The sequence below is a fragment of the Saccharothrix ecbatanensis genome (genome assembly GCF_014205015.1).
Taxonomy (GTDB): domain Bacteria; phylum Actinomycetota; class Actinomycetes; order Mycobacteriales; family Pseudonocardiaceae; genus Actinosynnema; species Actinosynnema ecbatanense.
On sequence record NZ_JACHMO010000001.1, the window covers coordinates 2,636,233 to 2,662,625 of the forward strand.

23 protein-coding genes are annotated in these 26,393 nt (G+C 70.7%); 8 read left to right on the plus strand and 15 right to left on the minus strand.

Going from position 1 to position 26,393, the window contains the following annotated elements; all coding sequences use genetic code 11:
• Window positions 1-39 precede the first annotated feature (39 nt).
• Both F4560_RS11405 and lnt read right to left on the minus strand, forming a co-directional pair.
• Window positions 40-831 carry a polyprenol monophosphomannose synthase gene (locus F4560_RS11405; RefSeq protein WP_184919310.1) on the minus strand — a complete coding sequence of 264 codons (792 nt, stop codon included), beginning with the start codon at window positions 829-831 and terminating at the stop codon, window positions 40-42.
• Window positions 806-2,425: an apolipoprotein N-acyltransferase gene (gene lnt, locus F4560_RS11410; RefSeq protein WP_312869153.1), complete on the minus strand. Its 1,620-nt coding sequence runs from the start codon at window positions 2,423-2,425 to the stop codon at window positions 806-808. The genes F4560_RS11405 and lnt overlap by 26 nt, the downstream gene beginning before the upstream one ends.
• Window positions 2,426-2,695: 270 nt before the next feature.
• Here lnt and F4560_RS11415 point away from each other — a divergent pair, with 270 nt between their 5' ends.
• Window positions 2,696-2,881, plus strand: coding sequence for a PspC domain-containing protein (locus tag F4560_RS11415; RefSeq protein ID WP_184919313.1), 186 nt, complete (start codon window positions 2,696-2,698; stop codon window positions 2,879-2,881).
• On the opposite strand, the gene F4560_RS11420 is transcribed toward F4560_RS11415, so the two are convergent.
• Entirely contained in the window at window positions 2,875-3,621 is a 747-nt protein-coding gene (locus F4560_RS11420) for a TetR/AcrR family transcriptional regulator (RefSeq protein ID WP_184919316.1), read from the minus strand. The genes F4560_RS11415 and F4560_RS11420 overlap by 7 nt on opposite strands.
• 17 nt (window positions 3,622-3,638) lie before the next feature.
• Window positions 3,639-3,992 (minus strand): GntR family transcriptional regulator, encoded by a 354-nt coding sequence (locus F4560_RS11425; RefSeq protein ID WP_184919318.1) that lies wholly within the window; start codon window positions 3,990-3,992, stop codon window positions 3,639-3,641.
• A gap of 98 nt (window positions 3,993-4,090) precedes the next feature.
• Here F4560_RS11425 and F4560_RS11430 point away from each other — a divergent pair, with 98 nt between their 5' ends.
• Window positions 4,091-4,528 (plus strand): hypothetical protein, encoded by a 438-nt coding sequence (locus F4560_RS11430; protein ID WP_184919320.1) that lies wholly within the window; start codon window positions 4,091-4,093, stop codon window positions 4,526-4,528.
• A gap of 17 nt (window positions 4,529-4,545) precedes the next feature.
• Here the strand turns inward: F4560_RS11430 and kal are convergent, their stop codons facing one another.
• The 9 genes from kal to F4560_RS11475 all read right to left on the minus strand — a co-directional run bounded on the left by kal (window position 4,546) and on the right by F4560_RS11475 (window position 13,434).
• Window positions 4,546-5,025: a 3-aminobutyryl-CoA ammonia lyase gene (gene kal / locus F4560_RS46090; RefSeq protein ID WP_312869157.1), complete on the minus strand. Its 480-nt coding sequence runs from the start codon at window positions 5,023-5,025 to the stop codon at window positions 4,546-4,548.
• Window positions 5,022-5,810 carry a lysine 5,6-aminomutase subunit beta gene (gene kamE, locus F4560_RS11440; protein ID WP_184919322.1) on the minus strand — a complete coding sequence of 263 codons (789 nt, stop codon included), beginning with the start codon at window positions 5,808-5,810 and terminating at the stop codon, window positions 5,022-5,024. Before kamE ends, kal begins: the two co-directional genes overlap by 4 nt.
• Window positions 5,807-7,372: a lysine 5,6-aminomutase subunit alpha gene (gene kamD / locus F4560_RS11445; protein WP_184919323.1), complete on the minus strand. Its 1,566-nt coding sequence runs from the start codon at window positions 7,370-7,372 to the stop codon at window positions 5,807-5,809. The genes kamE and kamD overlap by 4 nt, the downstream gene beginning before the upstream one ends.
• 48 nt (window positions 7,373-7,420) lie before the next feature.
• Window positions 7,421-7,597 carry a hypothetical protein gene (locus F4560_RS11450; RefSeq protein ID WP_184919325.1) on the minus strand — a complete coding sequence of 59 codons (177 nt, stop codon included), beginning with the start codon at window positions 7,595-7,597 and terminating at the stop codon, window positions 7,421-7,423.
• Window positions 7,594-9,201, minus strand: coding sequence for an amidohydrolase (locus F4560_RS11455; protein ID WP_312869159.1), 1,608 nt, complete (start codon window positions 9,199-9,201; stop codon window positions 7,594-7,596). The genes F4560_RS11450 and F4560_RS11455 overlap by 4 nt, the downstream gene beginning before the upstream one ends.
• A complete protein-coding gene (gene kdd / locus F4560_RS11460; protein ID WP_184919327.1) occupies window positions 9,198-10,214 on the minus strand; it encodes an L-erythro-3,5-diaminohexanoate dehydrogenase in 1,017 nt (338 codons plus the stop codon). Before kdd ends, F4560_RS11455 begins: the two co-directional genes overlap by 4 nt.
• Before the next feature lie 111 nt (window positions 10,215-10,325).
• Window positions 10,326-11,867 carry an alpha-amylase family protein gene (locus tag F4560_RS11465; protein ID WP_184919329.1) on the minus strand — a complete coding sequence of 514 codons (1,542 nt, stop codon included), beginning with the start codon at window positions 11,865-11,867 and terminating at the stop codon, window positions 10,326-10,328.
• Window positions 11,864-12,823 (minus strand): TIGR03885 family FMN-dependent LLM class oxidoreductase, encoded by a 960-nt coding sequence (locus F4560_RS11470; RefSeq protein ID WP_184919331.1) that lies wholly within the window; start codon window positions 12,821-12,823, stop codon window positions 11,864-11,866. The genes F4560_RS11465 and F4560_RS11470 overlap by 4 nt, the downstream gene beginning before the upstream one ends.
• A gap of 128 nt (window positions 12,824-12,951) precedes the next feature.
• Window positions 12,952-13,434 carry an FxsA family protein gene (locus F4560_RS11475; protein WP_184919333.1) on the minus strand — a complete coding sequence of 161 codons (483 nt, stop codon included), beginning with the start codon at window positions 13,432-13,434 and terminating at the stop codon, window positions 12,952-12,954.
• Between the two features lie 108 nt (window positions 13,435-13,542).
• Between F4560_RS11475 and F4560_RS11480 the strand changes: the two genes are divergently transcribed.
• From F4560_RS11480 to F4560_RS11500, 5 genes are all read left to right on the plus strand, one after another.
• Window positions 13,543-14,931 carry a KamA family radical SAM protein gene (locus tag F4560_RS11480; protein ID WP_184919335.1) on the plus strand — a complete coding sequence of 463 codons (1,389 nt, stop codon included), beginning with the start codon at window positions 13,543-13,545 and terminating at the stop codon, window positions 14,929-14,931.
• Window positions 14,932-15,133: 202 nt separating this feature from the next.
• A complete protein-coding gene (locus F4560_RS11485; RefSeq protein ID WP_184919337.1) occupies window positions 15,134-16,351 on the plus strand; it encodes a cytochrome P450 in 1,218 nt (405 codons plus the stop codon).
• Between the two features lie 144 nt (window positions 16,352-16,495).
• Entirely contained in the window at window positions 16,496-17,341 is an 846-nt protein-coding gene (locus F4560_RS11490; RefSeq protein ID WP_184919339.1) for a carbohydrate kinase family protein, read from the plus strand.
• Window positions 17,342-17,420: 79 nt separating this feature from the next.
• Complete coding sequence (locus F4560_RS11495; RefSeq protein WP_221483453.1) at window positions 17,421-18,446, plus strand: LacI family DNA-binding transcriptional regulator; 1,026 nt, start codon at window positions 17,421-17,423, stop codon at window positions 18,444-18,446.
• Window positions 18,443-19,420 carry a winged helix DNA-binding domain-containing protein gene (locus tag F4560_RS11500; protein ID WP_184919341.1) on the plus strand — a complete coding sequence of 326 codons (978 nt, stop codon included), beginning with the start codon at window positions 18,443-18,445 and terminating at the stop codon, window positions 19,418-19,420. Before F4560_RS11495 ends, F4560_RS11500 begins: the two co-directional genes overlap by 4 nt.
• A 54-nt stretch (window positions 19,421-19,474) precedes the next feature.
• Here F4560_RS11500 and F4560_RS11505 read toward each other — a convergent pair whose 3' ends face one another.
• Entirely contained in the window at window positions 19,475-22,456 is a 2,982-nt protein-coding gene (locus F4560_RS11505; protein WP_184919343.1) for a carbohydrate binding domain-containing protein, read from the minus strand.
• 247 nt (window positions 22,457-22,703) lie between these two features.
• Here F4560_RS11505 and F4560_RS11510 point away from each other — a divergent pair, with 247 nt between their 5' ends.
• Window positions 22,704-25,010 carry an ATP-binding protein gene (locus F4560_RS11510; protein WP_184919344.1) on the plus strand — a complete coding sequence of 769 codons (2,307 nt, stop codon included), beginning with the start codon at window positions 22,704-22,706 and terminating at the stop codon, window positions 25,008-25,010.
• Between the two features lie 18 nt (window positions 25,011-25,028).
• Here F4560_RS11510 and F4560_RS11515 read toward each other — a convergent pair whose 3' ends face one another.
• Window positions 25,029-26,270 (minus strand): cytochrome P450, encoded by a 1,242-nt coding sequence (locus tag F4560_RS11515; protein WP_184919346.1) that lies wholly within the window; start codon window positions 26,268-26,270, stop codon window positions 25,029-25,031.
• Window positions 26,271-26,393 lie beyond the last annotated feature (123 nt).

Below are 26,393 nucleotides of genomic sequence, written 5' to 3' on the forward strand. Positions count from 1 at the left end.
CCGGCGGGCCCCTTCGGCGTTCGTGCGTCCGTGGACCGCTCAGCGGCTGCTGGGGGTCTTCGGCTTGGGGGCGAACAGGTCGCGCAGCTGGCCGCCGCGGCGCCGCAGGCCCCACTTCGTGACCCGCCACAGGGCTTCGCGGACGATGTTGCCGCTCATCTTCGACTCGCCGACCTCACGCTCGGTGAACGTGATGGGCACCTCGACGACGCGGTGGCCAAGTTCGATGGTGCGCCAGGCGAGGTCGATCTGGAAGCAGTAGCCCTGCGAGGCGACGGTGTCGAGCTTGAGGCTTTCGAGGACCTCGGCGCGGAACGCGCGGAACCCGCCGGTGATGTCCTTGACCTTCGCGCCCAGGGCGATCTGGGAGTACACGTTGCCGCCGCGGGAGATGAGCTCCCGGTACTTGGGCCAGTTGACCGTGCTGCCGCCGGGCACGTAGCGGGAGCCGAGGACGAGGTCCGCGTCGCGCAGCGCGTCGAGGAGCCGGGGCAGGTCCTCGGGGGCGTGGGAGCCGTCGGCGTCCATTTCGACGACCACGGCGTAGCCGCGGTCCAGTGCCCACCGGAAACCGGCGACGTAGGCGGCGCCGAGGCCTGCTTTCTCCGTGCGGTGCATCACGTGCACCCGGTCGTCGGCGGCGGCCATCTCGTCGGCGAGGTCGCCTGTGCCGTCGGGGCTGCCGTCGTCGACGACGAGCGCGTGCACGTCCGGCAGTGCCGTGTGCAGCCGTCGCACGATCTTCCCGATGTTGTCCCGCTCGTTGTAGGTCGGGATCACCACCAGCACCGGCCCGAGCTCGCGGTCAGGCTGCGCCTGCTGGTCCGCCATCCGTTTCCTCCTCGCCGACGCCCTCTTCGGGGGTCGGACGCGATCGTCGTTTCGTCGTCACGCTGAACGCCACGGCCAGAAGGCCCAGGGCGGTCATCACCCACTCGGGCCATGCGCCGAGCCGGGTGGCCAGCGTAGCCTCCCCCCGCAGCGGCACGGTCGCCACCAGCGCGTCGGGCGTGAACATGCCGGTACGCGCGGTGACGGACCCGTCGGGTTGGACGATGGCGCTCACCCCGCTGGTGGCCGCGACGACCACCGTCTTGCCGTACTCGACGGCACGCACACGGGACATCGCGAGCTGCTGGTAGGTCATCTCGGTGTAGCCGAACGTGGCGTTGTTGGTGGGGATGGCGATCATGTTCGCGCCGGCGGCGACGGAGTCGCGGACCACACCGTCGAACGCGACTTCGTAACACGTGTCGATGGCCACTTTCGCCGGTCCCATGGTGAAGCCCTCGGGGTCGGTGCCCGGTTGGAACGTGCCGGCGCGGTCGACGGTCTCGCTGAAGATCCGGAAGAACGACCGGTAGGGCATGGTCTCGCCGAAGGGCTGGAGCTGCCGTTTGGTGTAGGTGTCGGTGGCGCCGCGGCCGGGTTCGTAGAGGACGACGGTGTTGCGGGGCAGCCGGTCGTCGGGGTCGATGACGACGGCGCCGACGGCGATGGGCGCGCCGATGGTCTCGGTGGCGAGTCGGATGCGGGCGGCGGCGTCGGCGTTGCGGAACGGGTCGATGTCGGAGGAGTTCTCCGGCCAGATGACCAGGTCGGGTTGCTCGGCGCGGCCGGCGCGGACGTCGTCGGCGAGTTGCAGGGTGCGTTTGACGTGGTTGTCGAGGACGGCGCGGCGCTGGGCGTTGAAGTCGAGGCCGGCGCGGGGGACGTTGCCCTGGATGGCGGCGACGGTGGCGGTGCCCTGGTCGGGGTTCGTGTGCACGAGCGCGGACGCGCCGACACCGGCGGCGAGGGGCAGCACCACGGCGGCGGCCGCGATCCCCCGGCCGCTCCAGGCCCGTTGGCGCAGGAGGTGGGCGGCGCCGAGGCCGGTGAGGGCGACGGCGAACCCGATCAGCGGGGCGCCGCCGACGGAGGCGAGCGGCAGGTACCAGCCCTCGGGCTGCCCGAACGCGATCTTGCCCCAGGGGAAGCCGCCGAACGGGACGACGGCGCGCAGTGCCTCGTCGGCGACCCACACCAGCGCCATCCACAGGGGCGCGCCGGGCAGTCGGGACACGACGGCCATGGCGGCGGTGCCGACGGCGATGAGCAGGGCGCACAGCAGGGCGAGGGGCAGCCAGGCGACGAGGCCGACGAACTCGCCGGTCCACCGCAGCAGCGGCACCATGAACCCCAGCCCCCACACCAGGCCGAGCCCGAACCCGGCCCGCGCGCGCCGCCCGTGCAGCAGGACGCCGAGGACGGCGAACCCGACGGGCGCCAGCCACCACACCGTGCGGGGCGGGAAGCTGAGGAACACCGCCCCGCCGCCCAGCGCGGCCACCACGACCCGCGTCAGCGTGCCGCGCAGGTCCCGGCGGCGGGCGGGGGGCGTGTCGGCGACGGACTGACCCGGCGCCACGGGGGTTGCGACCACCCGATCAGCCTACGAGCCCCCGGTCACGAACCCACAGCCCGTCCCACGCCCGGGGGACGGGCTGTCCGTTCTGTCCGGGATCGGCGGTCGGGCCTGCGCGCGGCCGGCGTCCGTCCTGCGCGGGGTCGGCGGTCGGCGCGCGGTGTCGCCGGGGGTGGGTGGACGTGTGGGCGGGGTGGTGGTTGCCCTGGGGTTGGGGTGGGGCGGGCGGGGGTATCAATCAGGGTTCCCACCGATGTGGGGGGCGTCCAGTGCGGGGATGGTGGAGTCATGACCACGTTGACCAGGCCTCAGAACCAGAAGGTGATCGCGGGCGTGTGTGCGGGGCTGGCGGCCCGGTACGGGTGGAAGCCCAACACCGTGCGGTTGGTGTTCGTGTTGTCGTGCCTGCTTCCGGGACCGCAGTTCCTGATCTACCTGGTGTTGTGGGTGATGATGCCCAAGCGTCCCTACTGACGGGACCGGACCAGCGCTTCGATGCCGTCGAGCACGCGTTCCAGCCCGAACGTGAACGCGTGCCCGCCGTCGTAGGCCGCGCCGTGCGCCTCCCCCGCCGCCGCTCCGACCCGGGCGGCGGTGGGGAAGCGGTCGGGGTTGAAGACCTTCGCCAGGAACGGCGCGGCGGCCTGCCACCACTGCTCGTCGGTGAGGCCGGTGCGCTGTTCGACGCGTGCGGCGTCGACGGCGATCCGGGCGGCGGCCCGCACGTGGGCGAGGACGAGGGTGAGGACCGAGTCCATCTCCAGGTCGGTGAGGCCGATGCCGTCCACCGCGCCGAGTTCGTAGTCGTACTTGGCGGCGACGTTGGGCCCGAGGACGGCGCGGTGCGCGATGACGTCGAGCAGCCACGGGTGGCGCAGGTGCAGCGCCCAGTTCTCCCGCGCCACCTGGGTCAGCCTGCCGCGCCACCCGCCGGGGACGTCGACGGGCCGCGCGGTCTCCGCCTGCACGGCGTCGACCATCACGTCCACCAGCTCGGCCTTGCCGGGGACGTGCGTGTACAGCGACATGGTGCCCACGCCGAGCCTCTCGGCGACGCGCCGCATGGACAGCGCGCCGAGGCCTTCCTCGTCGGCCAGCGCGACGGCGGCGACGACGATGCGATCCACGCCGAGGTCCTTGCGCGCCGTGCGTTCCGTGGTGCGCCACAGCACCGCGAGGGTCCGGGCGGGGTCGCCGCCGTGTTCGTTCGCCACCCGCCCAACCCTACGGGTCAGCCGGCCAGCGCCGCGCGCACGATCTCCAGCGCCTCGTCCGCGGTGAGGCCCTGCTCGCGGGCGGTGGCCGCGTAGGAGCGGGCGGCGCGCAGGACGCGTTCACGGCTGCGTTCCCCGGCGGCGCTCACAACCGTCCCCGCCCGGCCGCGGGTCTCGATGAGACCGGCTTCCTCCAGTTCGCGGTAGGCGCGGGCGACCGTGTTCACGGCGAGGCCCAGTTCCGCGGCCAACGCCCGCACCGTCGGCAGACGGGTGCCGACGGCGAGTTCCCGCTCGGTGATCTGGCGGGCGAACTGCGACCGCACCTGCTCGTAGGGCGGCACGGCGGAGGCCGGATCGAGACTGATCACGTGACCGATCCTGGCAGAACGGCGGCGCGGTGCGTGCCGCGGCACGCGGGGTGACGCTGGGTCGCGGCCGTGCGACGGTACGTGGCAGGCTGGTGCCCGTGGTTCGCAGACCGCTGCTGCTCACCGTGGGCCTCGCGCTGGCCACCGGCGTCACCGCGCTCCTGGTGGTCTTCCCGCAGGCCCGGCACGTCCCCGGCGCCCCGACCCCGTACTGCACCGCGTTGCAGGTGCTGTTCGACGCCGACGACGAGATGCGGCGCGTCGCCGACGAGCTCCGCGACGACGACCGCGTGCGGGAAGTGCGCGACGAGCGGACCAAGGCGGAGAACCACCGGCGGCTCACGGACGAGCTGCGCGAGGCGGGACGCGAGGATCTCGCCGACGCCGCCGCCGTGGACCACACCCCGGCGTCGCTGCGGGTGGTGGAGGCGTTCGGGGTCGACGCCGGGGTGTTCGCCGACGAGCTGAGGCTGCGGCACCGGGTCAACCACGTCGACGCGTGCGAGAACCCCGAAGTCCTCCAGGAGGGCGACTAGTCCGGCCGGGGGTCGGCTCAGGCGGGCTTGGGTGCGACGACCGTGCCGCGGGCGCGGGTGACGACCAGGGGCGGGTCGAGGACGACGGCGGCCGACGGGCCCCGGTCGGGGGCGGAACGGCACACGACACGCGCCTCGAAGTCGATCTCGCGGGAACGGGTGCCGACCCGGACGAGGGTGGCGGTGGCCTCGACGACGTCGCCGGCGAGGACGGGGGCGAGGAACTCGACCGAGGAGTAGGCGGCGAAGAGTCCTTCGTCGCCGTCGGTGCGGATGAGCAGTTCGGTGGCGACGTCGCCGAACAGCCCCAGCCCGTACGCGCCGTCGACCAGGGCGCCGCCGTAGTGGGCGTGCGAGTGCGGCACGTACCGGCGGTGGGTGACGGCGAATCCCTCGGTGACCGATCCCGCGGTGACCGAGGGATCGGTCACCGTCCCCGCAGCGCCCGACCCCGCGGGGACGGGTTCGGCGGTGGCGGATCCTTCGGCGAGGCTCACGTGTTCTCCTTCGTCTTCGCGCTCGTCACCCGCGCGGCTTTGACAGGCGGTGCGGTTTTCCTGGTCTGGACGGCGTGCACGAGGTAGCCGGCGACCTCGCCGGGGGTGGTGCCGCGACCGAACACGCGGTCCACGCCCAGTTCGCCGGCCATCAGCGGGTCGAAGCGGGGTCCGCCGGCGATGAGCAGCGGCCGCCGCTCCCCCATCGCCTCGCGGAACGCGGCGGCCATCTCCCGGATGTTGAGCAGGTGCGCGTCACGTTGGGTCACGACCTGCGACACGAGCACCGCGTCGGCCTTCTCCGCACGCGCACGCCGCACCAGCTCGGGCACGGACACCTGCGCGCCGAGGTTCACCACCTTCAGCTCCCGGTAGTACTCCAGGCCCTTCTCGCCGGCGAATCCCTTGATGTTGAGGATCGCGTCGATGCCGACGGTGTGGGCGTCGCTGCCGATGCACGCCCCGACCACGACGAGCTTGCGGCGCAGCAGCTTCTTCAGCGTCGTGTTCACCTCGGCGGGCGACAGCAGCGGGTATTCGCGTTCCACGACGCGCACGTCGTCGAGGTCCACGATGTGCTGCACGGAGCCGTAGACGACGAAGAACGTGAAGTCGTCGCCGATGGGCTTCGAGTGCACGACCATGGCGGGGTCGACGCCCATCCGGTTCGCGAGCTGCCGGGCGGCGCCGTCGGCTTTGGGGCCGGCGGGGACGGGCAGGGTGAACGACATCTGCACCATGCCGTCGCCGGTGGTGTCGCCGTAGGGTCGGACGTGCCGTGTCACCGTGCCTCCAGCAGCTCGGACGCCGGGTTGAGGTAGTCGTCGGCCTTCTCGACCACGCCGTCGGCGCCGCGTCCCCCGTCGGCGGGGCGTTTCATCAGGCCGAACGTGCCGTCCGCGATGGCGTTGAGCAGTCCGTCGTCGACGATGCGGGCGAGCAGGTCCACCGCTTCCCCCAGCACCTGGTGCGCGCGTTTCACGATCAGCCCGTCGGGCGCGGGCCGGAAGTCCTCGGCGAGACCTCCCGCCGCGTCCAGGACGTAGCGGACGTTGGCCAGGGCGAGGTCGCGGTCGGACAGGAACGGCGTCACCACGGCCTCGGTCATCATGCCGACGAGCAGGATGCTCTGCCCGGTGAGGACGCCGGCGAGGGTGAAGAACCCGTCGAGCAGGTAGCCCTCGAACACGTTGCCGGTCATGTGCTTGGTGGGCGGCATCCACTTGAGCGGCGCGTCGGGGAACAGCTCGCGGGCCAGCAGGGCGTGGGCGAGTTCGAGGCGGAACGACCCGGGGATCTTCGGGTCGATCTCGAACGCGTGACCGAGGCCCAGCAGGTGGTCGGACAGGCCGGCTTCGTGGGCGAAGTGCTCGTTGAGCAGCTGCGACACGGTGACGGTGTGCGCGGCGTCCACGGCGTCGTCGGTGGTGAGGTAGTTGTCCTCGCCGGTGTTGATGACGATGCCGGCGCGGGCGTGGACCTGCCGGGAGAACCGCTGGTCCACGAACGTGCGGACCGGGTTGATGTCGCGGAACAGGATTCCGTACATCGAGTCGTTGAGCATCATGTCCAGGCGCTGCAACCCGGCGAGCACCGCGATCTCCGGCATGCACAGGCCGGAGGCGTAGTTGGTGAGCCGCACGTACCGGCCCACCTCGGCCGACACGTCGTCCAGCGCGGCGCGCATGATGCGGAAGTTCTCCTGCGTGGCGTACGTGCCCGCGAACCCGTGGTGGGTGGCGCCTTCGGGAACGTAGTCGAGCAGGGACTGCCCGGTGGAGCGGATCACGGCGATCACGTCCGCGCCGGCGCGCGCGGCGTTCTTGGCCTGCACGACGTCCTCGTCGATGTCGCCCGTCGCCACGATCAGGTAGATCCACGGCCGCCGGGGCGGATCGCCGAGCCGCGTGACGAGCCGGTCCCGCTGGGCGCGGTTGCGGTCCACGATCTTCAGACCCTTGATGACGGCGGCTGTCGCGGCCTTGCCGGCGCGTTCCCGGTCGCGCCCGGTGGGCAGCGAGTATCGGACCTGCCCGGCGGCCGTCGCCTCGGCCAGGTCGGTGAGCCCGGCCAAGTTGTGCTCCCGCAACGCGTGGAACACCGGCAGCACCACGCCGTGTTCCAGACCGCAGTGCTCCCGCACGGTGTCCACGACCCGGTTCACCCACGGCACGTCGCCCGCGCGGTGGGTCGAGTCGGCGCCGGTGATGCCGGCGAGGCGCAGCGTGGCGCGCTCGACCGCCACCGTGGTGTGGGCCTTCGCCAGGGCCACCACCGGTTCGGCGGCCCGCGCGGCGAGTTCCCGCGCCGTGGCGACCACCTTCGGGTCGAGGTCGAGCAACGCCATCAGGTCACTCCTGCTCTTCGGGGTCTGGAATTTCGCTCATCGCCTGGCTCATCCGCGCGCCGCGCTCGGCGACGGCCCGGCCGGTCGTCGGGCGCGGCGGCCCGAAACCGGTCCGGTCGCGAGCAGGTTCCACCTGTGGTCCGGGAGACGCGCCGGTCGCGACTCGGTCGGGTCGTCGCGGACCGAGCCGGGGAACGCGGGCACGTCGCCCGCGAAGACCGTCACGGGGCCTCCCGGTCGAAGATCGTGCGGCCCCGCAGGACGGTGCGCAGGCACGTCGGGGCGGGGCCGTCGAGCGCGGGCAGGGCGGGAACGCGGGAACGGGGGTCGGTGGACCAGCGCTGCACCCGGCTGTCCGGGGCGGCGACCTCCAGGTCGCCGGCGTCCCACACGGCGTAGGTGGCGGGCGCGCCGGGCTGGAGGGTGCCGGTGACACCGTCGTCCACACCCGCCGCACGCCACCCGCCGCGGGTGTGGGCGGTGAACGCGGCGCGCGCGGACAGGCCGGAGCCGTCGGTGCGGTGCCGCACGGCGGCCTTGATCGCCGCCCACGGGTCGACCGCCGTCACCGGCGCGTCGGAACCCAGCGCGAGGATCATGCCGGCGGCGGCGAGCCGCGAGAACGGGTTCAACGCCGTCCCCCGCTCCACCCCCAGCCGCTGCGCGTACATGCCGTCCGGGCCGCCCCACTCGCGGTCGAACAAGGGCTGCACCGACGCGACGACACCCCAGGAGCCGAGCTTCACCGCCTGCTCCGCGGTGACCATCTCCAGATGTTCCAGACGGTGCCTGCGGGCGGCGAGCGCAGGGACGCCGACCACCGCCGCGGCCTTCTCGAAGCCCTCGACCACGGCCGCGACGGCGGCGTCACCGATGACGTGGAACCCGCCCTGCAACCCCGCCTCCGTGCACGCGACCAGGTGACGGGCGATCGCGTCGGCGTCCAGGTACAAGACGCCGGACGTGTCCGCGTCCGCATACGGGGAGCACAACGCGGCCGTGCGGGAACCGAGGGCGCCGTCCACGAACAGGTCACCCGCCAGACCGCGCACGGGCAGGTCCACCGGCTCCAGACCACCCCAGTAGAGACCACCCCAGTAGCCGACGACGTCGAGCACGTCGGTGGCCAGCAGGTCGGCCAGGTCGTCCACGCCGGAGATGTCCGGTCCGGCGCATTCGTGCACCGAGGCGATACCGCGCGACGCGGCGTGCGAGAGGAACGCCTGCTGCGCCGCCCGCCGCCGCCCCACCGGGATCGCCTCCTTCGCCGCCCCCCGCACGTGGTGGTGCGCCGCGCGGGACAGCGGCCCGTCGGGCGACCAGCCGTCGGCGTCACGCGCCGCCGGGGCGAGCTCGACCAGCGCCGACGACACCAGCGCGGAGTGCACGTCGATACGGGACAGGTAGACCCGCGCCCCACGGGCGGCGGCGTCGAGTTCGGCACGGGTCGGCGGACGGTTCTCCGGCCACCGCGTCTCGTCCCACCCGTGACCCCACACCACCGGCCCCTCCGCCGCACGCACCGCGTCCAACAGCTCGGCGAGAGAGCGGCAGCCGGTGAGATCCAAGCCGGTCAGCAGCAGACCGGCCGACGTGGCGTGCACGTGGGCGTCGACGAACGCGGGCGCGACGAACGCCCCGTCCAACTCGACCACCTCCGCGTCGGGATGCAGCGCGCGCCCCACGGAATCCCGGCCCAGCCACACCACGGTGCCGTCGCTGATCGCCATCGCCGTCGCGTCCGGCGCGGTCGGAGAGTGGACGCGTCCCCCCACGAGCAGACGCGTCGCAGGACTGGCCGACGCCGGGACGCCGTTCACGGTAGTCACGCCTGCCGAGTCTGCCGGTGCTCGAACAACGCCCGCACGGCAGGTTCGGCCCGCAGCAGATCCAGCGCGAACGCGGCGTGACCGGGCACGTAACCGTTCCCGACCAGCATCTCCACATCCGCCGCCAGACCCTCCGCGCCGAGCGCCGCGGCAGAGAACGACGTCGCCATCGAGAAGAACACCACCGTGCCGCCGTCGGCCGTGGCGAGGATCGCCCCGTGCTCGCACCCCGGCACGTCCACGCACACCACCGTCACGTCGACCGGGGCACCGACCGCCTCCGCGACCGCCACCGGGTCACGGGCATCGGCCACCACGACCACATCGGCCAGCCCAGCGTCACGCACCGCGCCCGCCTCACGCTCCGTCGGCACCAACGCGACCAGCCGCGACGCCCCCGCCCGACGCGCGGCGGCCAGCGACAACGACCCAGACTTGCCCCCACCACCCAACACCAGCACCGACGGCGCGCCGTGACGCCGCACGACCCGATCGGTCAACGCGGGCGCACCGCACACGTCCAGCACCGACAACGCCAACCCCGCCGGCAGATCGTCCGGCAACACCGCCGCGATCGACCGGCCGAACAGCACCGCCGTGCCCGAACACGGCACCTGCTCATCCGCGCCGTCCCACCGCGCCAGACCGTCCGTGATCCGCAACGGGGTCAACGTCAGCGACACCAACGTCGCAACCCGGTCACCCACCCGCAGACCCAGAGGCGACGACGCACCCACCGCGCGGACCGTGCCCAACAGCATCCCGCCCGACCCGGTGACCGGGTTCTGCATCTTCCCGCGCGACGCCACGATGTCCAGCACCGCCCGCCGCACCCCCGCGACACCGTGCTCCTCGCGCAACTGCCGGTACGACGCCGCGTCCAGGTTCAGCCGCTCCACGTCGACCACGACCTCGTCCGCACCGCACTCCGGGGACGCGTCCAACCGCCACGCCTGCTGCGGCAACACCCCCGCGGGCTCGACGACACGATGCAGACCGTACGGCGAAGTCATGGAAATCCTTCGGTCGACAAGGTCAGGACGCGAATATCTTCACGTGAACGACCGGGATTCCGCAAGTATCTGGTTCGAACGTAGTCGCGGGCTACGCGGGCGTCGGCGGGGCTACCGCACCTGCCGGAACCACCGACAGTCGTAAGGACCCAACTCCACCTGCGCCTTGCCGTCCTTCACCGGCACCGTGCCGTCCACCAACACGTCCGTCAGCTCACCCTCCAACTCCGACAACTCCACCGTCACCTCCCGCTCCGCGAAGTTGTGCACCGCCACCACCGTGCCGCCGTCGATGTCACAGCGATGCGCGAACACCGCCGGATCCGCCGTGTCCACCACCTTGAACGTCCCCCACGCCAACTCCGGGCACTCCCGGTACCGCTCGACCAGCAACTGCGTCCACGCCAGCAGCGAGTCCCCGTCCCGCCGCTGCTCGGCCACCGCGTCCCACCACATCGGCGTCCGCACCGCGCCCCGACCCTCCACGGCCAGGTCCTCCGTCATCCCGACCTCCTCCCCGTAGAACAGGACCGGAGTGCCCGGCAGCGAGAACAACAGGCTGTACACCATCCGGATCCGCCGCAGGTCGAAGTCCAACATCCCCGGCAACCGCCGCCGCAGACCCCGCCCGTACAACTGCATGTCCTCATCCGGACCGAACGCCTCGAACACCTCCTGCCGCTCAGGCACCGTCAACTTGTCCAACGTCAACTCGTCGTGGTTACGCACGAACGTCGCCCAATGGCAGTCACGCGGCGGCACCGGACGCTCCGTCAACGCGTGCGTCAACGGACCCGCGTCCTTCCGCGCCAACGACAAATACATCTGCTGCATCCCGATGAAGTCGAAACACAAGTGCAACTCGTCACCCACGCCGTCGGAGCGGCCGAAGAACTTCATCGTCTCCGCATAAGGCAAATTCACCTCGCCCAACAACACACCCTCGCCATTGCGACGCGACAGGAACGCCCGCAGATCACCCAGGTAGTCATGCGGATCCGGCAACTCCTCGATCGGCGCCTCCAACAGGAACGGCACCGCGTCCACCCGGAACCCCGACAACCCCAACTCCATCCAGAACCCCATCACCCGCGCGATCTCGTCCCGCACCGCCGGGTTCCCCACGTTCAGATCAGGCTGGTGCTTGTAGAACCGGTGCAGGTAGTACCGCTTCGCCTTCCGGTCGTACGTCCACAGCGACTTCTCCTTGTCCGGGAACACCACACCCTTCTCCGCGTCCGGCGGCGGCTCGTCCCGCCACACGTACCAGTCGTGGAACGGACTCCCCGGATCCCGCGCGGCCTGGAACCACGGATGCTTGTCCGACGTGTGGTTCACCACCAGGTCCGCGATCACCCGGATACCCCGATCACGGGCCGTGCGCACGAACTCCACGAAATCCCCGAGCGTGCCCAAGCGGGAATCCACACCGTAGAAATCGGTGATGTCATAACCATCGTCCCGCTCCGGCGTCGGAAAGAACGGCATCAACCACACACACGTCACACCCAACCGGTGCAGATGGTCGACGCGCTGCGTCAACCCCCGGAAATCACCACAACCATCGCCGTCCGAATCATGGAACGTCTCCACATCCAGGCAGTACACAACAGCGTTCTTCCACCACAGGTCCGCCGTCCGCGTCAGCTTCACGCCCTCACCCCCGGCAGCACCCGCGCCCCGAACACATCCAGGAAACGCTCCTGCTCCCGACCCACGTGGTGCAGGAACAACCCGTCGAACCCCAACCCCGCGTAATCCCGCAACACCGCGACATGCCGATCGAGATCCGACGACACGTTCACCACCGCCGCCACCTGCTCCGGCGTCACCCGCTCCGACACCACGTCGAAGTGCTCCACCGTCTCCAAGTCCCAACACACCGGCGGACCGAACACATTGCTCCGCCACTGGTCATGCGCGACCGCCGACGCCTCCTCCTCCGACTCCGCCCAACTCAAATGCACCTGCAGGTACAGCGGACCCCGACCACCCGCGTCCCGATACGCCCCCACCATCCGCTTCAGGTGCTCCACCGGCGCGTTCACCGTGATCAACCCGTCCGCCCACTCCGCGCACCACCGCGCGGTCGCCTCACTCACCGCCGCACCCACCAGCGGCGGAGGCACCTCCGGCCTCGTCCACAACCGCGCCCGGTCCACCCGCACCAGCCCGTCGTGCGAGACCTCCTCCCCCGCCAACAACGCCCTGATCACGTCCACACACTCACGCAACCGCGCCGACCACACGTCCTTACGCGGCCACACCCCACCCGTGATGTGCTCGTTGCTCGCCTCACCGGTCCCCAACGCCGCCCAGAACCGACCCGGGAACATCGCCCCCAACGTCCCGATCGCCTGCGCCACCACCGCCGGGTGATACCGCTGACCCGGCGCGTTGACCACCCCGAACGGCAACGACGTCGCCTGGAGCGCCGCACCCAGCCACGACCACGCGAACCCCGACTGCCCCTGACGCTCACTCCACGGCGAGAAGTGATCCGAACTCATCGCCGCGTCGAACCCGACCTCCTCCGCCCGACGCACCGCCTCCAACAGCGCCGACGGATGTACCTGCTCATGCGAGGCGTGCACACCGATGACCGTCATGCCGTGTCACGTACCCAACGCCCCACCACACGACACCCCGGCAGGGTCGGCAGCCGACCCGCGCTCAGGTCAACCCGGGCTCACGACAACTCGGCTCATCAGCAATTCGGGCTCAGGTCAACCGGCGCTCACGGCAACTCGGGCCGGTCCACCGGCGCCGGACCCGGGCGCACGTCCCCCTCGACCACCACACCGTCCACCACCACACCACCGGCCATCGGCGACTGCCCATAGCGGAAGTTCAACGCCATCGCCCGCTCACGCTCCTCCGCGCGCCGGACGATCCGCCGGCTCACCAACCTCCGCGTCGGCGGGAACAGCAGGAACAACCCCACCACGTCACTGATGAACCCCGGCACGATGATCAGGAAACCCGCCGCCGCGATCAACACGCCGTCCGCGATCTCCTGATGCGGCGCACGACGCGTCCGCAACGCCTCCGAGAACGCCCCCATCGTGCGGGCGCCCTCCCGGCGCATCAGCACCGAACCCACCACCCCGCCCACGATCAACAACCCGAGGGTCGGCAACGCACCCCAGGCGTCGAACGCCGCCACCAGGGCTGTGACCTCGACCGCCAGGCCGACGAGCAGTACCGCCAACACACGCATACACACCCCAACGCACGAACACCCCGAAACGCTCCCCGCCGAAATATTTACGTCGCAGGGCCCATCTGGCAACATATCTTCACGCCACTCGACGGGTAGGGAGCACAGATGACTGCGCTGCAGGAGGTCACGCCCACGTCACACCGGGCCGACCTACAGCCCTACACCTACGTGCGCCAAGAACTGACCGAACCCGACTGGCGCCGCTTCCCCGGCTGGCGCGACGTCACCGACGCCCAATGGCGCGACGCCCAGTGGCAACGCGCCCACTGCGTCAAGAACCTCAAACAGCTCCGCACCCTCATGGGCGACCTGCTCACCGACCGCTTCTACGAAGACCTGGTCGCCGACCAGGAACACGCGGCCACCATGTCCATGCTCACGCCGCCCCAGATGCTCAACACCATGGCGCCCCACGCGCCACTGGACCCCGAAACGTTCACCACGGCGTTCCTCGCCGACCCCATCCGCCGCTACATGATCCCCGTCCGCTCCGACCGCGACCCGGACTGGCCCAGCCACCCCCACTCCAGCCGCGACTCCCTCCACGAAGCCGAGATGTGGGTCGTCGAAGGCCTCACCCACCGCTACCCCACCAAAGTCCTCGCCGAACTCGTCTCCACCTGCCCCCAGTACTGCGGCCACTGCACCCGCATGGACCTCGTCGGCAACTCCACCCCGCAGATCCAGAAGCAGAAGCTCGCCCTGAAACCGGTCGACCGCCAAGACCAGATGATCGACTACCTCAAGCGCACACCCGGCGTACGCGACGTGGTCGTCTCCGGCGGCGACGTAGCCAACGTCCCCTGGCCCCAACTCGAGTCGTTCCTCATGCGGCTGCTCGACATCGAGACCGTCCGCGACATCCGACTCGCCACCAAGGCACTCGCCGGACTCCCCCAGCACTGGCTCCAGCCCAAGGTCGTCGAAGGCCTCGAACGCGTCGCCCGCACCGCCTCCCGACGCGGCGTCAACCTCGCCATCCACACCCACGTCAACCACGTGCAGTCCGTGACACCACTCGTCGCCGAAGCCGCACGCACCGCGCTGGAAGTCGGCGTCCGCGACGTCCGCAACCAGGGCGTGCTGATGAAGGGCGTCAACGCCACCCCGGACGACCTGCTCGACCTGTGCTTCGCACTCCAAGGCGAGGCGAGCATCCTGCCGTACTACTTCTACATGTGCGACATGATCCCCAACGCCGAACACTGGCGCGTCGCCGTCTGGGAAGCCCAGGAACTCCAGCACGCCATCATGGGCTACCTCCCCGGCTACGCCACGCCGCGCATCGTCTGCGACGTCCCGTACGTCGGCAAGCGCTGGGTCCACCAACTCCACGAGTACGACCGCGAACTCGGCATCTCGTACTGGACCAAGAACTACCGCACCGGCATCGAACTGGACGACCCGGACGCGCTGGACCGCCGGTACCCGTACTACGACCCGATCTCCACGCTCGGCGAATCCGGCCGTCAGTGGTGGGCATCGCAACCCTGAGCCGTCGTTGCAAGGAAGCCCCCGGCCCCGCCCGGGGCTTCCTTGCTGTTTTGGTTGTTTGTTGGGGCCGGACCACTGGGTTGGGGCTAATTTTGGTCAACACTGAAGCTATTGAGATAATTATCCTGTGACGATCGCTCGATTACGCCATTCCGTTGGCGCGCATGGCCTCCGACCGTGACGACGGGACAGACTGGCGTTCATGAGCGATTCAGCCGTTGCCGTCCAGTCCTACGACCTGTTCACCCCCGAGGCCATGGCCGATCCCACAGGGCTGCTGCACCGCATCCGCGCCGAGAGCCCGGTCAGCCATGTCCCCCAGCTCGACGCGTACATGCTCACCCGGCACGCGGACATCATGGCCGCGCTCAAGGACCGCCGCCTCTCCCCCGCCAACATGACCCAGACCATCTCCACGCTCAGCCAGGACGAGCAGGACGAACTACTCCCCCTGCGCCAGTCGATGGAGCTGTGGATGGGCCACACGGTCGAGGCCGACCACCTGCGGTTCCAGCACCTGCTCAAGCGCTACTTCACCCCCGCGACCGTCAACGGCTTACGCCCGCGGGTGCGTGAGCTGACCAACGAACTGCTCGACGCGGTCGCCGAGCGGGGCCGGATGGACGTCGTCGCCGACCTGGCGTACCCGTTGCCCGCCAACGTGATCGCCGAGATGCTCGGCATGCCCACCGACGAACGCGAACAGCTCCAGGCGTGGTCGAGGGACATCCTGGCGATCTTCCTGCTTTCCGACGTCGACCAGCTGCGCCAGTCGCAGCGCAGCGTGCTGGAGATGCAGGAGTACGTGCGCGGCCTGGTCCGGCAACGCCGTGCGGAGGCGCGTGAGGACCTGATCAGCATGTTCGTGGCCGCCGAGCGGGAAGGGCAGGTCACCGAGGACGAGATCGTGGCCAACTGCGTGCTGCTGCTGTTCGCGGGCCACGAGACGACCGCCGGGCTCATCGCCAACGGGCTCGCGCTGCTGTTCGAGAACCCCGGCGAGCTGGCGCGGCTGAAGGCCGACCCGGAGCTGACGCCCGGCGCGGTGGAGGAGATGCTGCGCTGTGACGGGCCGGCGGGCGTGATCGTCCGGGAGAGCACCGAGCCGGTCGAGGTGGGCGGCCTGGACCTGCCCGCCGGCAAGCGGTTCTACCTGGCGATGATGGCGGGCAACCGCGACCCCGAGGTGTTCACCGACCCGGACCGCTTCGACATCACCCGTAAGCCGAACCGGCACACCGCGTTCGGCCTCGGCGCGTTCTACTGCCTGGGCGCCGCCCTGGCCCGCACCGAAGCCGACGAGTGCTTCCGCATCCTGCTGAACCGCTTCCCCGACATCCGCCCGGCCAACGCCGTCCTCGACCGCACACCCCTGCCCCCGCTCGGCCACCGGCTGCACACGCTCAACGTGGAGTTCTGAAATCGGCGGACGGTCGTGCTTTGAGCAGAGCGATACTGGTTCTTTTTATTCTACACTGAAGGTATAGAGGCGAGTATGACAGCACTTGCAGCCAGCGCTGCCGAGCGCTCGCCCGTTTGTTGATCACGCCCGACAATGGCGGGCATGCGGAAACCAAGGGTGTTCGTCGCGGGGCCGGTGTCGTGGAACCGACTGGTCTTCCTGGACCAGTTGCCCGAGGCACGGCCGCACACCGTGTTCGCCTCAGGCCACCGGACGACAGTCGGCGGCACGTCGGCGGGCAAGGCGTTGAACCTCGCCTCGCTCGGCGCGGACGTCACGCTGCGGACCGTCGTGGGTGACGACGCCGCCGGCCGCGCGGTGCTCGACGTGCTGGAACGGGCTGGGGTCGAGGTGATCGCGGAGGTGGCGGACGGCGCCACTGAGCAGCACCTCAACCTGATGGACCCGCACGGCGGGCGGGTGTCGATCTACCTGGAGCTGCCGGAGCTGCGTGTCTCCCGGCACGACGAGCGGACGGCGGCGGCGTTGGCGGCGGCCGATGCGGCGGTGATCGACCTCGCCGACCACGCCCGTCCCCTGCTGTCCGCCGCCCGCGCGGCCGGGGTGCCGGTGTGGTGCGACCTGCACGACTACGACGGGGTCGCCGACTTCCACCGTGACTTCCTGGAAGCCGCCGACTACGTGTTCCTCAACAACGACGCCTTCACGGGCGAGGACGCGCTGTCAGTGTTCCTGAAGTCGCTCGACAAACCCGCCGTGGCCACGCTGGGAGCCGCCGGAGCGCTGGGTGTGGCCGAAGGCGCCGTCCACCGCGTCCCGGCTGTGCCGATCGAGGAGATCGTGGACACCAACGGCGCCGGTGACGCGTTCTTCTCCGGCTTCCTGCTGGCCCACCTCGCCAGCGCGGACATGCCGGCGGCCATGACCGCCGGAGCCGAACAGGCCGCCCGCTGCCTGGCCTCACCGAACCTGGCACCGGAGGCGTAAGTTGTCAAGGGCTTGCAGAAACCGCTTGCAAGGACTTTCCTAACGGGTGCGTGTGTCGCCACGAAGGAGAGGACCCGACATGGACGGCGTGACCGCGAGGTTGAGCGATATCGCCGCGCAGGCGGGCGTCAGCGAGGCGACCGTCAGCCGGGTGTTCAACGGCAAGTCGGGCGTCTCCGCCGCCACCCGGCAGGCCGTGGTCGCCGCGATGGACCTGCTCGGCTACGAACGCCCACCCCGGCTGCGGCAGCGCAGCGCCGGGCTCATCGGGCTGATCACCCCCGAGCTGAGCAACCCGATCTTCCCCGCCCTCGCCCAGGTCGTGGAGCAGGTGCTGACCAGCGCGGGCTACACGCCGCTGCTGTGCACGCAGACGCCAGGCGGCTCGACCGAGGACCAGCTGACCGAGATGCTGGTGGACCGGGGCGTGGCCGGCATCGTGTTCGTCTCCGGCCTGCACGCCGACTCCACCGCCGACATGGACCGCTACACCAAGCTCGCCGGGCGCGGCATCCCGTTCGTCATGATCAACGGTTACACGGAGAAGATCTCGGCGCCGTTCATGTCCACCGACGACCGCGCGGCCATGCGGCTCGCGGTGTCACACCTGGCCGAACTGGGTCACGAGCGCATCGGTCTGGCCGTCGGGCCACGCCGGTTCGTGCCGGTGCTGCGCAAGATCGAGGGTTTCGTGCAGCACATGCGCACGGTCCTCCCCTACACCGCCGAACAGGCCGAAGAGCTCGTCCAGCACTCCCTCTTCACGGTCGAAGGCGGCCAGTCCGCGGCGACGGCGTTGCTGGACAAGGGCTGCACGGCGATCGTGTGCGGCAGCGACCTGATGGCGTTCGGCGCGATCCGGGCGGCCCGGCAACGCGGGCTGAACGTGCCGCAGGACGCCTCGGTGGTCGGGTTCGACGACTCGCCGCTGATCGTGTTCGCCGACCCGCCGCTGACCACCCTGCGCCAGCCCGTGGAGGCGATGGGCCAGGCCGCCGTGAACGCGTTGCTGGAGGAGATCGGCGGCACACCGGCGCCGCACGCGGAGTTCGTGTTCATGCCCGAGCTGGTGGTCCGCGGCTCGACGGGCGCGGGGCCGAGGTGACCGCCGGTCGGGCGAGGGCGCTGCGCATGCGGGCGCAACGCCTGACGACCCCCGCCCGCTCACTGCCCGAACTGCTGCGCGACGTGCTCGCCGTGCAGGCGCAGGACATCACGGCCGCCGGTCTCGCCGTGCGGGCCCGCACCACCGGCGTCACGCCCGCCGACCTCGTCACCGCGCTCGACTCCGGCGACGTCGTGCGGACGTGCGCGATGCGCGGCGCGGTGCACCTGCTGCGCCACGAGGACGTCGGCTGGCTGGTGGCGCTGCTCGGCCCGGTGAACGTGGCCCGCTCCCGGCGGCACCGGCTCGAACTCGGGCTCACCGACGAGCTGTCCGCGCAGGCGTTGGCGGCCCTGCGGGAAGTGCTGACCGAACCCCTCACCAGACCTCAGGTCGTCGCCCGGCTCGCCGAGGTGGGCGTGGTGCTCGACCCGTCCACCGCCGCGGCGGCCTACCTGCTCGCCTACGCCGCGAACAAGGGTGTGGTGTGCGTGGGAAGGTCGACCTACCGGCTACTCCCCCACACCGACGACACCCGACACGGCATCCCGGAGCTGGTCCGCCGCTATCTGCGCGCCTACGGCCCCGCCACGGTCGAGGACTTCACCGCGTGGAGCGGGCTGCCCGCGGTCGACGCGCACGCCGCGTTCCCGTTCGACGAGCTGGTGGAGGGCAAGCACGGCTGGCAGCTGCCGGCCACCGACGCCGCCGACCTCGACGGCACGGTCCGCCTGCTCGGCCCGTTCGACACGTTCCTGCTCGGCTACCAGGACCGCGACCTGCTGCTCGACCCGCAGCACGCGCCGCTCGTGCGGGGTGGCGTCGGCGGCGCCCCGATACCGCACGTCGTGGTGGACGGGCAGGTGCGCGGCACGTGGCGGCGGCGGGACGGGCGGATCGTGGTGGAGCAGTTCGGCCACATCCCGGTGTCCGAACTCGACGTCGAGGTGGAGTCGGTGCTGGCCTGGGCGTGACCCTGGGATCCGGCGGGCGGGCGGTGGGAGAGAAGCACGCCCGCCCGCCGGAAGTCACTTCAGGTACGGCCCGTCGACGCCGACCTTGCCCGGCGCCGGGTTGCCCGGCAGGTCCAGCACGTAGACCCGCACGTTCCCCTTGCCGCCCACCGACGCGGACAGGCTGCCGCCGGTGACGACCTTCGTGTCACCCGTGACGACGTCGCGGTAGGTGCCGTTGGGGATGCCGCCGAACGTCGCCGACCCGGAGACGGTGACCAGCGCGAAGCTGTCCACCGACCCGGACGTGTAGCGGCGCTTGAACGCCATGCCGCCGGAGACGCCGTCGGTCGAGTACTGGCCCTTCTGCAACGCGGGCACCGCCCGGCGGATCTGGTTGAGCCGCTGCACGTGCTTGACCAGCGGCTTCTGCAACGTGGTGGCGACGGTGCCGGACGCGGACGACACCACGCCGTAGTCGGACGCCGTGACCTGACCCGCGATCTGGTCGCCGAAGTAGGCCCGCCCGGTGGTGGCCAGCGGGCACGTCGGTCCGCAGTCGATCGGCTTGCCCGCCTGGAACTCGACCTCCGAGCCGTAGTAGAGCGTCGGGATGCCCCGGAACGTCCACATGAGACTCATGTTCTCCGCCCACGCGTCCGTGCCGCCCGAGTAGCGCACGCTGGACTTGTTCGGCCCGAAGTCGTGCGAGTCCACGTACGTCACGTTGTAGGTGGCGTCGTTGGTCGAGTCGTCCGAGTCCTTGGCGTTCCAGAACGCGTTGTTCGCATCGCCAAAGTTCATGTGCATACGCATGTCGATGATGTTCATGCCGGAGAACTTCGAGTGGTCCGGCGCGTGGTAGGCGTTGCCGTCGAGGAACGCGTTGCGGCTCGTCGGCTGCCCGCCCGTGCCCATGCCCTGCTCGTAGTCGTACTGCTCCAGCGAGGCGGTGGCGTCGTCGGCGCTGTACTCGCGGCGCTCCTTCCAGGTGAAGAACTGCGCCGAGTGGTTGACCGAGCCGCGGTTCCACTTGTCGTTGACGAACGCGGCGACCTCGCCGAAGACGAAGAAGTCGCGGCCCTTCTCGCCGAACTTCGCGGTGGCGTGCTGCTGGATCGCGGGCAGGAACCGGCGGTTCCAGGTCACGCGGGGGATGTGCACGGCGGTGTCGACCCGGAAGCCGTCCACGCCCATGTCGATGAACCGGTTGTAGGCGTCGATCAGGTACTTCTGCACGATCGGGTTCTCGGTGTTGAAGTCCGCCAGGTCGTCGTGCAGCCAGCACGAGCGTGAGTCCTCACCCTCCCAGTTGCCGATCCAGCAGCGGTGGTAGAGCTGCGCGGGGAACATGCCCGAGGTGGGGCTGGGCCACTGGCAGCTGTAGATGCGGTAACCCTCGGGGCTCGTGTATTGGGTGGGTTTGCCCCAGTCGACGCACGTGTTGCCGGTCGGCTCGGTGGTCGACCACAGGTCGCCGTTGTAGTACGACTTGCCGGTGTTCGGGTCGATGGTCAGTCCGTCGTACTCGAAGCCCTGCACGGGCTGGTCGTAGTGCCAGGACCACTGGTTGTCGCGGACGCCGAAGACCTTGGCCTGGAACAGGCCCTTCGCGCCCCAGCGGGAACTGTGGTTGTAGACGACGTCCTGGTAGATCTTCAGGCCCTTGGCGTGCGCCTTGTTGATCAGGTCCTGGTACGACGCGCCGGGGGTCTCCAGGCGCGGGTCGACGCGGTAGAAGTCCCAGCCGTGGTAGCCGTGGAAGTCGTAGTCCGAGCGGTTGAGCACGACCGGGGTGATCCAGACGGCGGAGAAGCCGAGGCCCTTGATGTAGTCGAGCTTGTCGACCAGGCCTTGGAAGTCGCCGCGGAACATCGGGTCGTTGTTGGCCGCGTTGCCGGAGCGGACGTGCTGGCTGCCGCCCCGGTTGTTGGCCGTGACGCCGTCGTTGAAGCGTGCGGTCATCACGAAGTAGATCGAGTCCTCGCGCGGGTCGCCGCCCAACGGTGTGCCGCCGGGTGGGGCGGGTGGCGCGTCTCCCGTGGTCACCGCGACGGACGCGGTGGAGGCGGACTTGTTGCCCGCCGCGTCGTAGGCCTTGAGGGTGTAGGTGTAGGTGGTGTTCGCGGTCAGCGGGCCGTCGGCGAAACCCACGTTGCCGGTGTTGCGCACGACCGTGCCCAGCGCGCCGCCGGTGCGGGTGATCTCGTAGCCCGCGACGGCGACGTTGTCGGTGGAGGCGGTCCAGGCCAGGGAGACGGTGAGTTCGGACGCGGTGGCTTGGAGGCCGGTCGGCACGGTGGGCGCGATCGTGTCCTGCGGGGCAGGGGGTCCGCAGGGATCGGCCGCGCCCGCGGTGACCACGCCGTCCTTGACGGTGCTGCGCCCGGTTCCGATGGTGTAGTCGGCGCCGTTGTTGTTGTCCCACTGGCCGGAGCCGTTGTTGAACGCGGCTTTGAGGCCGGTGGCGGTGCCGAGGTCGACCGAGGCTCGTGCCCAGTCCGCGCAGACCTGTTCCATGGGCACGCCCGGCACGGCGGTCCACGTGCCGCCGGTGGGCTGGTAGTGGATGCGGGTCGCGGTCCAGTTCCGGGTCTTGGTGAAGTAGTAGACCTCGGCGTCGCCGGTCGGGTCCGGGCCCGGGCCTGGGTCGGCGCCGCAGGGGTCTCCGGTGCCCGTGACGCCGGCGGCGACCGTGACGTTCCCGGTGCCCAGGCTGTAGTTCTGCCCGTTGTTGTTGTCCCAGGTGCCCGAGCCGTTGTTGAACACCGCGACCAGGCCGGTGGCGTCGGCGAGCGACACGGTCCGGCGCACCCAGCCGGCGCACGCCGCTTCCATACGTTCCCCGGGCACGGCGGTCCACGGCCCGTTTCGCGGTTGGTAGTGCACGTTGGCCACCGGCCAGCCCGACGGCAGGCGGTAGAAGACGGTCGTGGAGCCGGCCGCGGCCGGCGGTGTGGTCGAGTCCTCGGCGGAACCGATCGGCGCGGCCCAGGTCGCCGCGGCCAGGCCCGCCGCCACGAGTAAGGCGGTCCATCGTTGCGATCTTGCTCGCATCACTGCTCCCGTCACGCGTCTTTGCGCAAGGTCATGCAATTCCTTGCAGGCTAGACCTGGGGCTGTACCGCTGTAAACGGAGTGAAGTGCTTCGATTCAGGGCGAGCTTCGCAAGGATTTGCAGAGTGATTCGCCTGCGGGCCGCTTCGGCGATCTCACGCCGCGTCGGCGATCGGTGTCGTACGGTGTCCGGATGACCGACCGGGCATCGGGAAGCGGTGTCATGCCGCGTGCACTGAGTTCATTCGTGGGACGGAAGGAACTACTCGCCGAACTGCGTCGACGGATCGGCGTCGCACCGCTCATAACGCTCACCGGCGTGGGCGGTGCGGGCAAGACCCGGTTGGCGCTGGAACTGGCCGCGCAGGTGGACCGCGCCTACGACGACGGCGTGCGCCTGGTCGAGCTGGCGTCCGCCCGCGGCGGCGACCCGGAGTTGTTGGCGCAGGTCGTGGCGAGCGCGGTCGGCGTGCCGGACCAGGCCACCACGACGCCGTTGGAGACGCTGGTCGACTACCTCAAGCCGCGGAAACTCCTGCTGGTGCTGGACAACTGCGAGCACCTGGTCGAACCGGTGGCGCACCTCGTGCGCACGGTGCTCGGCGCGGCGCCCGGACTGCGGATCGTGGCCACCAGCCGGGCCCGGCTCCGGGTGCCCGGCGAGGTGCTGGTCATGGTGCCGCCGCTGGACGTGCCCGCTGAGGGCTCGCCGCTCGACCTGGGCCACGAGTCGGTGGCGCTGCTGGTCGACCGCGCCGAGGCGAGCGTGCCCGGCTGGGGTGGTGTCACGCCGGAGAACTGGCCGGACGTGGTGCGGGTGCTGCGCCGGGTCGCGGGCATCCCGTTGGCGATCGAGCAGGCCGTGGTGCGGATGCGGTCCATGCCGGTGTCGTTGCTGGCCGATCGGCTGGACGACGTGATGCGCGTGCTCACCGCCAACGACACCACCGCGGTCGAGCACCACCAGACGATGGCCGCCCTGATCGACTGGAGCCACGACCACTGCACGCCCGCCGAACGCCTGTTATGGGCACGGCTGTCGGTGTTCGAGGGCGGGTTCACGCTGCCCGCGGCCGAGGCGGTGTGCGCGGGCGACGGGCTGGACGCCTACGACGTGGCCGACACGCTGGCCGGGCTGGTGGACAAGTCGATCGCCCTGCCGTCCGCCGACCGCAGCCGCTACCACCTGCTGGAACCGTTGCGGCAGCACGGCGCGGCCCGGCTGCGGGACGCGGGCGAGGTGGACGACGTCCGGCTCCGCCACCAGGACTACTTCCGACGTGACGCGGCCCGGCTGGCCGAGTCGTTCGTCGGGCACAACGAGGCCGCGCTGCTCGCCGCGGTCGACGCGGACATGGCCAACCACCGGGTGGTGCTGGCGGACCTGATCGGCAACCCCGCCACCGCGTACGCCGGGCTCCAGATGAGCGTCGACCTGGCCCGCACCCGCTGGTACACCTACGCCGGCCGATTACCGGAAGAGCGGCTGTGGCTGGGGCGCGCGCTGGCCGCCGCACCCGTCGCCGCCGACCCGTTGCGGGCCAGTGCCATCGCCCTCGACGCGTGGATCGCGTTGTGCCTGGGCGTGGAACGGCAGCAGGTCGCGCGGCGGGTGGACGAGGCCGTCGCGTTGGCCCGCGAGGTGGACGTGCCGCTGGCCGCGGTGACGTTCGTGGGCGGCGCGTACATCGTGCTGGCGACCGGCGACCTCGACGGCGTGGAGCTGCTTCGGCAGGCGCACAAGGAGTTCGGGGAGCTCGGGCAGCCGTTCGCGGTGGACCACCACCTCGCGCACATCCTGCTCACCGTGTCGCTCGTGCTGCTCGGCACCCGTGAGCAGGCCGAGCCCGCGGCGGACGACTTCCTCACCACCTGCCAACAGCTCGAAGCGGCCTGGGGGCTGAGCTGGGCGCACTGGTGCAACGGCGTGGTCGAGACCCGGTGGGGTGATCCGAAACGGGCACTGGAAGTGCTGCGGGAGGGCCTGCGGATCCAGCGGGCGATCCGCGACAAGTGGGGCCCGCTGTGGACGATCGAGGCTTTGGGCTGGGCGCACGTGCGCGCCGGTGACGCCCGCGCCGCCGCACGGATGCTGGGCCTGGCACACCGGCTGCACCGCGTCACCGGCGTGCGGGTCGACGGCCTGGTGCCGTTCTCGCTGCTCTCGGAGCAGACCGCGGCCCAGGCCAGGGCGGCGCTCGGCGACGACGAGTACGAGCGGGCCTACGCGAGCCGGGCCGAGTCCGTGGACGAGGCGCTGGCAATCGTGCTCGACGAGGACGTCGCCGCGAACAGCGCGCCGGACCACCGCCCGGCCGGGCTCACCCCGGCCGAGTGGAACGTGGCCCGGCTGGTGGGTGACGGCCTGTCCAACACGGAGGTCGCCACCAGGCTGGTGATCTCCCCCGCGACCGTGCACACCCACCTGACCCGGATCTACCGCAAGCTCGACATCGCCAACCGCCACCAGCTCATCACCCTGCTGGCGAGCATGGTCGAACGGCCGCCCCCCGGCACCGTCCGCCGCAGCTCGCCCAGTCGTGCCGACATGTGAGTTCCCGTCCTGTTCGCTCTACGCGTCCAACGCCACGTGCACGGCGGCGAAGGTGTTGGGCACGACCTTGTCGCCACGCTCCAACTCGGCCGCGTCCACCGACAGCCGTGCCTGCGGCGCGCGTTCACGCAACGCCAAGAGTGCGGCGCGCGTCTCGATCCGGGCCAGGTAGTGGCCCACGCAGAAGTGCACCCCGTAGCCGAACGTCGCGTGGCCCAGCGTCGCGTTGCCGGTCGCGGGCACGCGCGTCGGGTCGAAGCGGTCCGCGGTCGGTCCGTGCACCAGCGGGTCGCGACCGGCCGTGCCCATGCCGATCATCACCACGGAACCCTCCGGGATGACGCCGCCGGGCACGTCCACGTCGACGGTGGCGCGGTAGTGCGGGGTGACGCGGACCGGCGGGTCCCAGCGTGCCGTTTCCTCGACCGCGGCGGACACGGTGTCCTCGTTCAACGCCGCCCACGCGCCGGGGGTGGCGAGCAGGGCGGTGGCGGCGTTGCCGATGAGGCCGGTCGTGGTCTCGTGTCCCGCCACGACAAGCAGGATCGCGGTGGTCAGCAGTTCTTCGGGGGTCAGCCGGTCGCCGTCGATCTCCGCCTGCGCCATCGCGCTGAGCAGCGCGTCGTCCGGCTGCTCGCGCTTGTACTCGATCAGACCGGCGAGGTAGCCGAACATGGCGTCGGAGGCGGGCACGACCAGCTCAGGGCGTTCGGTCATCATCGCCGTGGTCCAGTGGTGCAACTGGGCGCGGTCCTCGGCCGGCACGCCGAGCAGGTCGCAGATCACCGCCAGGGGAAACGGGAACGCCAGTCCGCTGATCAGGTCGGCGTCCTGGGGCAGGGCGGCGACCATCTCGCGGGCCGTCTTCTCCACCGCCGGGCGCAGCTCTTCGACACGGCGTGACGTGAACGCCTGCGACACGAGCGCGCGCAGCTTGCGGTGGTGCGGCGGGTCCGTGTTGAGCATCGACGGGCCGATGATCCGGGACAGGTCGGTCGGTCTGCCCTTGCGCGCCAACTGGTCCTGCATCGCGGACCGCAGCGAGGCGGCGTCCTTGGCCATCCGGCCGTCGTTGAGCAGGGCCCTGGTCGCCTCCAGGCCCAGCGTGGTGACCAGGACTTCCAGACCGTTCGGCAGTTCGGCCGGGTGCACGGGACCGAGACGTGCCAGCGCGTCCTCGTGCGCGTGGTGCTGCCATCCGCGCAGCGGACCGCCGACAAGGGTCTGTCGGTCCGGGGCGAACTCCGCGGTCAGCTGCACATCGTCTCCTTGGCATGGTGCGGTTGCCTCGTCTACTTTGCTGTGACCGCCCCGCTTCGCGCATCCACCGCGATCCGTATCCCTGTGGGACGACATACGGAGACAGGTGTACGTCCGCGTATA